Source organism: Chamaesiphon sp. GL140_3_metabinner_50 (assembly GCF_025361915.1).
Lineage (GTDB): Bacteria > Cyanobacteriota > Cyanobacteriia > Cyanobacteriales > Chamaesiphonaceae > Chamaesiphon.
In genome coordinates this window covers 1-10,791 of the sequence record NZ_JANYJC010000184.1, presented here as the reverse complement: position 1 = coordinate 10,791, position 10,791 = coordinate 1, and the positions used below count along the sequence as shown (strand labels likewise).

General features: G+C 44.1%; 13 protein-coding genes and 1 pseudogene. 9 read left to right on the top strand and 5 right to left on the bottom strand.

Annotated features, from left to right (window positions below):
* Positions 1 to 540 (top strand): annotated as a pseudogene (locus Q0R35_RS09370) (DNA primase); the annotation flags it as partial.
* 38 nt (positions 541 to 578) lie between these two features.
* Here the strand turns inward: Q0R35_RS09370 and Q0R35_RS09365 are convergent.
* Positions 579 to 1,091, bottom strand: coding sequence for a pentapeptide repeat-containing protein (locus Q0R35_RS09365; RefSeq protein ID WP_295616643.1), 513 nt, complete (start codon positions 1,089 to 1,091; stop codon positions 579 to 581).
* Positions 1,092 to 1,605: 514 nt separating this feature from the next.
* On the opposite strand from Q0R35_RS09365, the gene Q0R35_RS09360 reads away from it, so the two are divergent.
* Positions 1,606 to 2,139 carry a hypothetical protein gene (locus tag Q0R35_RS09360; RefSeq protein WP_295616640.1) on the top strand — a complete coding sequence of 178 codons (534 nt, stop codon included), beginning with the start codon at positions 1,606 to 1,608 and terminating at the stop codon, positions 2,137 to 2,139.
* A gap of 106 nt (positions 2,140 to 2,245) precedes the next feature.
* Here Q0R35_RS09360 and Q0R35_RS09355 read toward each other — a convergent pair whose 3' ends face one another.
* Together Q0R35_RS09355 and Q0R35_RS09350 are read right to left on the bottom strand one after the other, a co-directional pair.
* The gene (locus Q0R35_RS09355) at positions 2,246 to 3,073 is read right to left on the bottom strand and encodes an alpha/beta hydrolase (RefSeq protein ID WP_295616637.1); all 828 of its coding nucleotides are present in this window, start codon (positions 3,071 to 3,073) and stop codon (positions 2,246 to 2,248) included.
* On the bottom strand, positions 3,070 to 4,332 hold the full coding sequence (locus Q0R35_RS09350) for a glycosyltransferase (protein ID WP_295616634.1): 1,263 nt from the start codon (positions 4,330 to 4,332) through the stop codon (positions 3,070 to 3,072). The genes Q0R35_RS09355 and Q0R35_RS09350 overlap by 4 nt, the downstream gene beginning before the upstream one ends.
* 262 nt (positions 4,333 to 4,594) lie before the next feature.
* Between Q0R35_RS09350 and Q0R35_RS09345 the strand changes: the two genes are divergently transcribed.
* Complete coding sequence (locus Q0R35_RS09345; RefSeq protein ID WP_295616631.1) at positions 4,595 to 5,278, top strand: Bax inhibitor-1 family protein; 684 nt, start codon at positions 4,595 to 4,597, stop codon at positions 5,276 to 5,278.
* 80 nt (positions 5,279 to 5,358) lie between these two features.
* Here Q0R35_RS09345 and Q0R35_RS09340 read toward each other — a convergent pair whose 3' ends face one another.
* Positions 5,359 to 6,075, bottom strand: coding sequence for a fatty acid desaturase (locus Q0R35_RS09340; RefSeq protein ID WP_295616628.1), 717 nt, complete (start codon positions 6,073 to 6,075; stop codon positions 5,359 to 5,361).
* A gap of 290 nt (positions 6,076 to 6,365) precedes the next feature.
* On the opposite strand from Q0R35_RS09340, the gene Q0R35_RS09335 reads away from it, so the two are divergent.
* Together Q0R35_RS09335 and apcB are read left to right on the top strand one after the other, a co-directional pair.
* Positions 6,366 to 6,632 (top strand): hypothetical protein, encoded by a 267-nt coding sequence (locus Q0R35_RS09335; RefSeq protein ID WP_295616624.1) that lies wholly within the window; start codon positions 6,366 to 6,368, stop codon positions 6,630 to 6,632.
* A 154-nt stretch (positions 6,633 to 6,786) separates the two neighbouring features.
* The gene (apcB, locus tag Q0R35_RS09330) at positions 6,787 to 7,296 is read left to right on the top strand and encodes an allophycocyanin subunit beta (protein WP_295616622.1); all 510 of its coding nucleotides are present in this window, start codon (positions 6,787 to 6,789) and stop codon (positions 7,294 to 7,296) included.
* A gap of 167 nt (positions 7,297 to 7,463) precedes the next feature.
* Here the strand turns inward: apcB and Q0R35_RS09325 are convergent, their stop codons facing one another.
* A complete protein-coding gene (locus Q0R35_RS09325) occupies positions 7,464 to 7,820 on the bottom strand; it encodes a hypothetical protein (RefSeq protein ID WP_295616619.1) in 357 nt (118 codons plus the stop codon).
* A gap of 400 nt (positions 7,821 to 8,220) precedes the next feature.
* Between Q0R35_RS09325 and Q0R35_RS09320 the strand changes: the two genes are divergently transcribed.
* The 4 genes from Q0R35_RS09320 to Q0R35_RS09305 form a co-directional block, all read left to right on the top strand.
* Positions 8,221 to 8,619, top strand: coding sequence for an alr0857 family protein (locus Q0R35_RS09320; RefSeq protein ID WP_295616617.1), 399 nt, complete (start codon positions 8,221 to 8,223; stop codon positions 8,617 to 8,619).
* Between the two features lie 69 nt (positions 8,620 to 8,688).
* Positions 8,689 to 9,525: a TlyA family RNA methyltransferase gene (locus Q0R35_RS09315; protein ID WP_295616614.1), complete on the top strand. Its 837-nt coding sequence runs from the start codon at positions 8,689 to 8,691 to the stop codon at positions 9,523 to 9,525.
* A 122-nt stretch (positions 9,526 to 9,647) separates the two neighbouring features.
* The gene (gene upp, locus Q0R35_RS09310) at positions 9,648 to 10,301 is read left to right on the top strand and encodes a uracil phosphoribosyltransferase (protein WP_295616610.1); all 654 of its coding nucleotides are present in this window, start codon (positions 9,648 to 9,650) and stop codon (positions 10,299 to 10,301) included.
* A 229-nt stretch (positions 10,302 to 10,530) separates the two neighbouring features.
* Positions 10,531 to 10,791, top strand: a 261-nt coding sequence (locus tag Q0R35_RS09305; protein WP_295616607.1) for an aldo/keto reductase, incomplete at its 3' end; no start/stop codon positions are given.

Here is a 10,791-nt window from a genome sequence, read left to right as displayed (position 1 = left end):
CATCCCAATCAAAGACTCATCGAGCAAGCCGAGAGCTTATTGTTGCGGATTTACCTCCATTATCCCCTCCACCGCCTGACAATTATCGACGAGCTAGATTCGATCGATCTCACTTTTACACTCGCTCACCATCGCTTTTTGTGGGAGCAGATTATCGATCGATCTTCATCTGGGTATAAAGATTCTCCATCGGAAGAAATTGATTATTTAGACGATCGATTGATTGCTAAATTACAAGATTCGATCGCCGAACATCCCGTGCGATCTAGTCAAGTCAAGCATCTATTTAATTTAGACGAACATACCGCCGAAGAAATTCAACGATCGCCATTAGTATTAAGAGCTGCGATCGCTTGTCTGGAGAAATTTGCCTGCGAACAAAAGCGTAAATACTATCTCAATAAATTACAGAGCAAAGAGCCTGAAGATCTAGCCAAGAAGGTTGAATACTATCAGTTATTTGTCACTACCCAGCAGCGTTTACAAGAAATAGAAAAACAGCGCAATGTAACTATTAACGATCTGATATCTTTCATGTAGTTACATACATAACTCTTCCCTATTCTCTAGTTCCTAAATTAAGCGCATTCTAACGACTCTCTAGTATTTCTTCCCGTCGTGGGATTAGTTCCTTTAGCAACCTTGCATAACTTCATTTGAACATCCTTGCGGAGCAACACATCGGTAAAATCGGCACCGTCGATAATTGCACCATCGAAATTAGTCACAGAAGTAGAAGCACCAACTAAAATTGCATTGGTGAGATTGACACGGGTGAGTCGCGCCGTATCTAATAACGAATTGGTAAGATTTGCACCAGTCATATCTGCCGATTCAAAATTACCACCAATTAAACTCACGCCAGTCATATTGGCATTAATAAATTTGCCATTACGCACGGTTGCTTGCGTAAATTCGTAAGTAGTTAAATCTTTGCCCGTAAAATCGGCATCGATAGGTAAGATTGCCTTACTAAAATCGTCTGCTAGTACTGCATCGGGATAAGAAATTGCGATCGTAACCAGCGAGATCGCTACCAGTAATATTGGCAAAAATAACCGCGCGATCGTCCGACAAAAACTAAACTTCATGATTATTTACTGCTAATCGATCGTAAGTGCTGACATCGATCTTAGCATTTTCTAGCCATTTCTTCTAGACAGAGCGACTGTGGAGTCGATCGAGCTACAGCAACATTTTGCCGCAACTCGGTGCTCGATCCACATTTAGCCTCTGATTATCTCGTCTATTCAACTTTAATATGGATGAAAACTCACTTCACCTAACTTGATTATGCTGGCGGTGCTGGGGTTTGGCATCCCGATGAATACGGAAGTTTCGATCGCGTCAAGCTAGCTCCTGTCAACACCTTAACAGATCTAGATCCGTGAAATTACCGATCTTGTCGAGCTGGCTTGGTAGCTGGCGACGGCTAATAGTAACTACGATCGCGCCTGTAAATAGATCTGGAGATCGATCGTGAAATTACTTAGCAAATATTTTGCTAAATATCGATAAAAAATAAATCTAAAATCTATTTACGAGCGTATAACGTAATAAGTATGCAAACCTAATTAAATTATCTGACAATTACTTCGAGATATTATGTCACATTATTTTAGCAATTTTTTCAAGCTAGTCCCGATCGGTTTGATAATTTTGAGCTTAACTAGCTCGAATCCCGTTACCGCTCAACCAGCTCCCCCGACTGAAAATACTAATACCTCAATCGGTAGTTATGTCGGGATTGGTGGGGCGATTGGATTGGGTGGAAATACCACGTCATTAGGCTCTGGGGGAGTCGCAATTCTCAGCAAAGCTAGATTTACCGATAACTTATCTTTGCACGATGCTACTGTGCTTTTTGGCAAGAGTGCCGCTACATCAATGATTATCTTAACTGCGGATTTCCCCATTCGGAATAATGCCGGACAAACGATCGCGTCACCATTCATCGGCGGCGGCGCAATGCTAAGATACGATCGGGGTTTATATATCAGTCCTGCTGTTTCTGGCGGTATCGATTTACCCCTATCTAAAGATTTTATCGGTACAGTCAGAATTAATGCTGGTTTTCCCAGCAATCGTAGTGCCGATGTGGGATTTTTAGTCGGAGCTGGTTACAATTTTGGGCGATAAAATAGCATTCTTAAACCATATAAAATCCCCCAAACCTATTGGATGCTTGCTCTTAAAGTCCCACTTTCCCAGGGGGATTAGGGGGATTCCCACCAACTTCATTTATTTATATCGATGCCGATTGATTCCAGTATTTAACGATCGATTCACTCACTTCTTGGCTGTGTGTCTGTACCAAATCGTGGTCGGCTGCGGGGATAATTACGATACTAGCATGGGGAATTTTTTCGGCATAAGTTTGGGCGTGCCAGAAGGGAATCGTACCGTCAATTTCTCCAGCAATTACTAGCGTTGGCGTATCGATCCGATCGATGTCTTTTTCGACGGTATCGATCGCGTCTTCTGGTTCGAGTCGATCGAGTAAAAACGATCGTGCGGCGGGTTGAGTCATGAGTGCATGACGAGCAGTCTGAATGGTTTCAAAAGATTTTTCTCTTCCCATTAACTTCATCAATGGTGCGATCGAATTGAGTACCAAATCTATTAAAGGAGTCTGCCAGAATAATGGTCTTAGATGGTCGTAACGACCGACAAAACTATCGTCTCTAATCCCGGCTGGAGCTAATAATACCATGCCTAATAAATCGGGCGTGGAAATTGCTAAATCGTGGCGATCGACCGCATAAGCAGCCGCTACCCAGGAGCCATAAGAATAACCAATTAGATAAAATTTAGATATCTGCTTTGCAGTTAAAAACTCTTTCAAAAATGCAACCTGATCGCCGATAACATAGCGCAAATCGGGTTTAGAAGAATCGCCAAAGCCTAATAATTCTAAACTGATACAGCAATAATTACTCGCTAGTGTACTGGCGATCGATCCTAATGTTTCGGCATCGCCAAAAAACCCATGTAATAAAATTACCGGAATCCCATCACCGACACTCATATAAGCAGCCGTATATTCATTTAACTCGATCGTCTGTTTATTCATACCCGATTGATTGGTTTTCTGCTAGATATCGCCTGCTCTATAATATCAGCCGCCTGGGTAACTCCGCCAGATGCCGCGATCGCTTGCTTGAGTCTTAGGGCATTTTGACGGTAACTTTCCTGCGTTAGTACTAGTTGCAGTGCTGCGTGCAATTTCTTAGCTGTTAACTTACTCAACGGAACGATTTCACCCGCACCAGTCCACGCAATCCGCGCGGCGACACCTGGCTGATCGTTAGTAACCGGAATCGCCACCATCGGCACGCCAGATGTCAGGCATTCTAAGGCGGTATTCATCCCCGCATGAGTAATGACCACCGCCGCCCGTTCCAATAGGTCTAGCTGGGGCGCATAGCTCACAACCAGCGGATTTCCCGGCAACTCTGGTAACGAATCGATACTAGCCCCACCGAGCGAAATTACTAACTGAGCATCCAATCCCACGCAAGCATTCGCGATCGTTTGAAAGACATCGGTTAATTGATTTTGTAACGTCCCCATCGATGCATAAATCAACGGTTTGCCAGTTAATTTATCCCACGGAAAATCGACTGGTTTGCGACTACTGCGATCGTGATACGGGCCAGTAAAATGAAAATAACTCGGTAAATCTTGACGGGGATATTCAAATTCAGCAGGCTGATGAGTTAAAACTGCTAATTGCGAATCGGCACTAACTTCTGCTGGCAATTGCCACAGTTTGCGATAATTTGTGCGTAAAGTTTGCATCGATTTACCAAACGGATTGGTTAACTGATAAACAACCCGATTGCGAAGTACCGCCCACCAAGCTAAATTATAAATCCAAGTTGTAAAGAATGGCGGCACAGTCGGCTCTTGGTTAAAAGGTAAAGCACTGCAAAGAGTCACGAAGGGGATATCTAAAAAGTCAGAAACTATACCACCTTCGGGCGCAATTTGATCGACTAATAAAGCATCCACTTTGGCATCAGTTAACACACTCGGCCCTTCTTCTAAGAAAATCAGTGCAGATTTTTCGATCCAATCCATCGTATAGCGTAAAGCTGCCAAACCGCTTAATTGTCCGAGTTCTGCAAACAACTTTTCACTCGCTCCCGCCGGAAATTCAGTCTCCCCGATCGATCTAAATTCTAAACCAGCCGTTAATACTTTCGACTCAGCATCAAGTATTCCAAAAAAAGTCACTCGATGCCCCCGCCGTTGCAGTTCTCGACCTAAGGGTAACATTGTATTTAGATGACCAGTTTCAGCAGGACAAAGCAGACCGATGTGAGACATGTGGGAGAGGGGAGTAAGGAGTAAGGAGTAAGAAGTGAGGGGGATTGGGGGACTTGGAGATTTCCTAAAACCTAATACCTAATACCTAATACCTAAAGCCTAAAGCCTAAAGCTTCAAAAAATAGCTAAGATCTGAATAGGCAAGCCTGTGTGATATTTTACAACTTTCCGGATTCGGAGGTGTTGGAACTGGATCTATTACATACTTGTAGCGACGCAGGCGATCGCGAGTAGAGCATCGATAATTGTAGAGGTTTAATTTATGCAAGTTGTAGCTAGAGAACAGTCTCAAGAACAAGCTGAGTTCATCAAAAAAACGTACGGTCATCTGGCTGGTGCGGTTGGTGCGTTTATCATCATCGAGACATTTTTAATTCAGTCGGGGATTGCCGCAACCTTGGCTAGTGCCTTAACCGGGCGATATACTTGGTTGGCAGTCTTAGCTGGATTCTCGCTCTTAGGCTGGTTCTCGCGAGGATTGGCAAGTAGAGCCGATGCGGTGTCGTTGCAATATACTGGACTGGCGATATATGTGGTGATGGAAGCGATTTTATTCGCACCACTCATTTATATTGCCAATGAACTGTATAGTCCGACGATCGTTCCTACAGCCGGAATTCTGACAACATTAATGTTTTTGGGTTTGACCGCAGTTGCTTTCACCACTGGTAAAGATTTTACCTTTTTAGGCGGCGCGCTCAAAATCGGTGGCTTCGTCGCACTAGGTTTAATTATCTGTAGTGCGATCTTCGGCTTTCAGCTCGGATTATTTTTCTCGGTGTTGATGGTGGGATTTGCAATGGCGGCAATTCTTTACGATACATCTAAGATTATGTATCAATATACCAAAGACCAATATGTGGCAGCGTCTCTGGAGCTATTTGCTTCGGTAGCATTGCTGTTTTGGTATGTCATCCGCATTTTAATGTCGTTATCTCGCCGTTAAATTAAGCCAGGGAATAAGCATTAGAGCGCAAGGGTAAAGGATAAGGCGTGAAGGTGATAAACACCCCTATCCTGTATGCCCTATTCCCTAACTTCCTGAAGTCTGATTTTCCGCGCTTGTGGCAATTCCCACCAACTTAAATGTGGTAATTCGTGATGCTCTTCATGATAGCCAAAGTGATAACAACTAATAAACGACCAAAACTCAGAAAAAGGCGTGCTGGTAGCACGACAATCATTTACATAGCCATCGCTAGGTTCGCGGTGGGGTAAAAATGTCCCAAATAAAAATAATTGGAACGAACTAGCTACAGAGGGGAACACCCAAAACCAAGCGAGATTACCTTCGGGAACGCCTAATAATTGATGCACTACGTGAAATGTAGAAATTAGTAGCCCCAACCGCAGCCAACTCCAGTAGTTTTGCATAAAGTTGAAGTACCAGCCAAAAAAATTTTGATGCTTGCCGTTATGGAAGTCCGGATCGCCTACCCGCGCTGGTAAATCGTGGTGGAGGTTGTGCATCTGACGCATTTTGGTAAATGGAAACATTGCATAGACAAATAATACAAACCACCCGATCGCATCATTGAGCTTGGGATTTGTAGGTGCGATCGATCCATGCATGGCATCGTGCGCCGTCACAAACAGTCCTACGTACAAAAACATCTGCACGGCAAAGCCGCCACATTTCGCCCACAGAGGCATGTTTGCCAAGTCTGCGCTCAATAAGAGCACCGTACTCGTCGCCCAAATTCCAATTAAGGACAGTGCCACCCAAAGTCCTCGATTTGTCATAGATCTCACGATGTGTTATCCCGATCGCCCGATAAGTTAAGTAATTCTTAACTTATCGTAACGTTTCTCGACAGAGTAAGGAGTGAGGAGTAATAAGTAAGGAGAATTTTGGATTAAAAATGTATCTAGTCCCCAGTCTCCCAGTCCCCCCGTCTCCCATCGCCTAAAAAAGATCGTCACTAAATATTAAAAAAAAGTATCAAACTTAACCAAACCCTAATTTTCGATAGATAATCTAGGTATCATCAAGATAAGTAAAGTTTATCGGTAGTATAACGGGGATCGTAGTAATGGCAGATCGAGCGAGTTGGAGCCAAGCACAAGAAATAGCGATATATCATCCAGGTCAAAAAGTTCAAATCAAGCACCGTCCGGGAGTTGTAGACACGGTGATTGCTTACGATCCCATGATGGTACCGCCGATCGTACTGGCGATCGATCCCCAGCCTCGCTACCCAGAAGAACTCACTTTGGTCGATCGACCTGCTAAAATGTTCGATTGGCTCAATCCTTGGGCTAGAAATCCCAGCGGTGTTGTGGCGATGAGTCACCAGTAAAATGTGAAAATAAAGTTGGTAGTTGCCGATCGCATCAACGGCAGCGATCGCACATTAACAGACAATTGCGAATTGTAACGCGGCGGTCGCACATGAGGACAGTTTTCTGCGATACTGATAAACCGATAAAAGAATATATTGTTGGGACGATCTCATGCGGGATGCTGTAACAAATCTCATTAAAACTTACGATATAACAGGCCGTTATTTAGACCGTAACGCCATCGATCGCCTCAAATCATACTTTGATACTGGTGCGGCGAGAATTGCTGCTGCTGGGGTAATTAATGCCAATGCAGCCGCAATTGTCAAAGCAGCAAGTTTGAAATTATTTGACGAACTTCCAGAATTAATCCGTCCGGGGGGTAATGCTTACACCACCAGACGTTATGCTGCTTGTTTGCGGGATATGGATTATTATCTGCGGTATGCTAGTTACGCGATTGTAGCTGGAGATACGAATGTCTTAGACGAGCGAGTGCTGCAAGGTTTACGGGAGACTTATAATTCATTAGGTACTCCGATCGCACCTACAGTTCGCGGTATCCAAATTATTAAGGATCTAGTCAAAGATCGATTAGCAGCGACGGGTGTTACCGATACTAGCTGTGTCGATGCACCATTCGACCACATGACACGCGAGATTAGCGAACGAGATATTTAGATTATTATCTCGCCATTCTACTCAATTCATCAAAAAGCGATCGCCACTCAGTGCTAGTTTCAGCAGGGGTGGCGATCGCTTTTTAGTTATCGATGTGAATCGATGTATCTAACTTTGTTTGGCTCTTTTAGAAAAGACCGAGGTAAAATCGCCTCGGTCGATTTTTTCTAAGCGACTGGCTCTGGAGCCACAGCGGTTAAACTATCTAAAGACAGCGGAATCAAATCGCAGGTACTAGTCAAACCCAATAACATTTGTTCGTTGGGGTTGATGATTTTACCAGTAATACCACAGCGTTCTTCCGCATTTGCAGTTGCAGCAACGGTAGCGCGGATATCTTCAGATGTGAACCGATGGCGATAATCGCCGGATTTCTGTTGGACGTATTTCCACAGCACCTCGCGGATTAGGGCTTGATATCCTTGATGGCCAGAAATCTCTTTCAGCCGTTCTTTTAGCTCGCGCTCCAGGCGAATGCTAGTTACCTCCATTTCGGTGGTGGGTGTCCGCTTTAATGTATGCATTATTTAAGTTGCTCCGAGAAATCGGTCTAGACAGGGTGGTGTATTTAGTGTAGTGTTTTTCGCGCTAAAAAGCAAACATTTCCTAAACTTTATTAATTATTCAGTAAGTAGGTACATTTGTCATATTTTTGGAAGTCGATAGTTACGGAATTTATAGATCGGCAGGTGTATTTGAGATTAAGTTCGGTTATTTGGGTTCGTACTACTACTAATGACAATTATAACAAATTCGGTCTGATAAAATGGCGGGTAAGCTAGTGACAGGGCAAATAATTATCATCCCTTGAAGCAAAAATTTCTCATTTAAGCAAACGATCGGAGCGCACCCTCACAATTTCCTCACAAGTTTTATTTAAACTACGGCGATACGCTAGTAACCCAACTCTGTCGATCTGAGCCTATGTTGAAATTGATTTATACTGAAGCGGCACCACATTTTGAACTACTAACGTCTAATCTCGAAGATTGGGTCGAACAAAGGCTCAGATTTGCCACATCTATGGGGGAAGAAATTTTTGTCAGTGCGGAAACAGCCAGCTTCTTATTACCAGAAGTGGTGTGTGAAGCCACAGCACTTAATTTTTATTTCGATCGCGAAAACGTGACAACAGTAACAGCAAGTAAATGCGATCTCGACAGGGTAGAAATCGAGCTGGATGGCTACTGGCTCTCCGATCGGGAGTATAGTGCCGAAGGAATCTTCATTACCAGACTACCCGATCGGGTAGAATCTTACCTGTGGCAACTATGGCATAACGCAGAGCGTCAATCGGTTGCCAGCGATGGTGCAATCGGTTAAACCAATTCACTACGACCCCATGTTAGTTTAAGATCGTTAGTAAGTTTTGCTATCGATCTTTATTTTGACTTGAAAAAACAACGCCTGGATGTACTATTAGTAGAACGCAATTTGTGTGACTCTCGTCAGTTGGCACAACGCTGGATTCAAGCAGGAGAAGTGCGCGTCAATGGTGAGGTAGTAGATAAAGCTGGTACGGCAATTTTACTCACGGCTACGGTAGAAGTTAAAGCCAGGGCGAGATTTGTCTCTCGTGGCGGTGAAAAATTAGCCAAAGCTTTAGATGTATTTGAGATTGTCACTCACGATCGAATTTGTCTCGATGGGGGGATATCTACAGGCGGCTTTACCGACTGTCTGCTCCAGGCTGGTGCCAAACAAATTTATGGGATCGATGTCGGCTACGGGCAAGTAGACTGGAAAATTCGGACAGACGATCGGGTAATATTGCGAGAACGCACCAATATTCGCCATTTGACACCTACCGAGCTTTATGGCGAACCGATCGAGGGCAATTATTCAGTCAGATTACCAGATTTAGCCGTCGTCGATGTTTCCTTTATTTCCCTGATTAAAATTTTACCTGCCTTAAAGCTGCTACTGGCACCGCCACAAGAACTCGTATTGCTAGTTAAACCGCAATTTGAGGTGGGTAAAAGTGCGATCGGTAAAAATGGAGTAGTCCGAGATTTAACAGCCCAAGCCGGGGCAATTTCGGGGGTATTAGCCGCCGCAATAGAATTAGGTTGGGAATATCGCGGTTTAACTTGGTCGCCATTAGTCGGCCCCGCCGGAAATATTGAGTATTTATTGTGGTTAAATACAAATGGTGATGAACCAGTCACCACACCCGATTTAGCCGAAATTCGATCGCTAACGCAAGCTGCGTATCAGGCGTTGGTTTAGATTTTAGGTTTTAGGTTTTAGGCTTTAGGTTGTAGGCTTTGGAACTGCGTCCTAGGTTTTAAATGTACTTCTTACTTCTTACTCCTTACTCCTTACTCTCCCAGTTCCCCCACTCCCCGATTATGGCACTCCAACTCCGCGTCTACGTTCCCCCACATCCATTAATTCAGCACTGGTTGGGGATGGCGAGAAATGTCGAAACTTCGCCGAAAATTATGCGCCAAACTTTGGCAGAATTAGGAAAATGGTTGGCATACGAAGCAATTAGAGAATGGTTACCGACGATTGAAATCGCGATTCCCACGCCGATGGCAGAGGCTACAGCCACTTTCGTCCATCCGCAGACTAAACTAGCGATCGTGCCCATTCTCAGAGCGGGATTGACATTAGTAGAGGGAATTCAATCCGTATTACCGCTAGAGTCGGCAATTTACCATCTAGGATTAGTCCGGAATGAAGAGACATTACTCCCAAGTTGCTATTTAAATAAATTACCCGATCGTTTCGACCCCGAAACGCGAATTATTATCGCCGAGCCAATGTTGGCAACTGGTGGGACGATAATGCACGCAATGGGAGAATTAACCCAAAGAGGGATCGATCCGGCTTTCGTGCGGATTATTTCAATTATCGCCGCACCGCCAGCCTTACAAAAGTTGAGTGAAGTTTATCCGACTTTAAGTATCTACGCCGCCACGATCGACGAACATGTAAATGAAGATGGTTTTATCGTCCCAGGTTTAGGCGATATTGGCGATCGATCTTTCGGCACCTAGATTAGGTATTAGGTATTAGGTATTAGGTTTTAGGCTTTAGGCTTTAGGCTTTAGGCAAGATAACTTTTTGGAGGTAGGATGCCTTAAATACACAAATACAATTGCGTGCCAAAAACCCAACACCTAACACCCAACACCTAACACCTAACACCTAACACCTAACACCTAATTGCACTACCGACGTTTTGGCAAAACTAATCTTTCAATCTCCGCATTTTCCCTAGGAACGATGCGATGTTTAGCCGATCCGGAAACAGCTTACCAAACCGTGCGTAAAGCTGTAGAAATGGGTATTAACCATTTAGAAACAGCCAGAGGCTACGGACAAAGCGAGACATATTTGGGACTGGCACTCCAGCGTGAGTTAACTGTCGATCGATCGCAGTTGTATATTACAACCAAACTATCGCCCACACCCGATCGAGCATTAATGGCGCAGTGGATTGATGAATCTTTAGCACGGTTGCAAGTAGATTATATCGACTGTCTG

Coding starts and splice junctions, on each gene's coding strand:
- Q0R35_RS09340 (WP_295616628.1), bottom strand. CDS start 6,075: ATGACAAATCGAGGACTTTGGGTGGCACTGTCCTTAATTGGAATTTGG.
- Q0R35_RS09325 (WP_295616619.1), bottom strand. CDS start 7,820: ATGCATACATTAAAGCGGACACCCACCACCGAAATGGAGGTAACTAGC.
- apcB (WP_295616622.1), top strand. CDS start 6,787: ATGCGGGATGCTGTAACAAATCTCATTAAAACTTACGATATAACAGGC.
- upp (WP_295616610.1), top strand. CDS start 9,648: ATGGCACTCCAACTCCGCGTCTACGTTCCCCCACATCCATTAATTCAG.
- Q0R35_RS09335 (WP_295616624.1), top strand. CDS start 6,366: ATGGCAGATCGAGCGAGTTGGAGCCAAGCACAAGAAATAGCGATATAT.
- Q0R35_RS09365 (WP_295616643.1), bottom strand. CDS start 1,091: ATGAAGTTTAGTTTTTGTCGGACGATCGCGCGGTTATTTTTGCCAATA.
- Q0R35_RS09345 (WP_295616631.1), top strand. CDS start 4,595: ATGCAAGTTGTAGCTAGAGAACAGTCTCAAGAACAAGCTGAGTTCATC.
- Q0R35_RS09320 (WP_295616617.1), top strand. CDS start 8,221: ATGTTGAAATTGATTTATACTGAAGCGGCACCACATTTTGAACTACTA.
- Q0R35_RS09355 (WP_295616637.1), bottom strand. CDS start 3,073: ATGAATAAACAGACGATCGAGTTAAATGAATATACGGCTGCTTATATG.
- Q0R35_RS09360 (WP_295616640.1), top strand. CDS start 1,606: ATGTCACATTATTTTAGCAATTTTTTCAAGCTAGTCCCGATCGGTTTG.
- Q0R35_RS09350 (WP_295616634.1), bottom strand. CDS start 4,332: ATGTCTCACATCGGTCTGCTTTGTCCTGCTGAAACTGGTCATCTAAAT.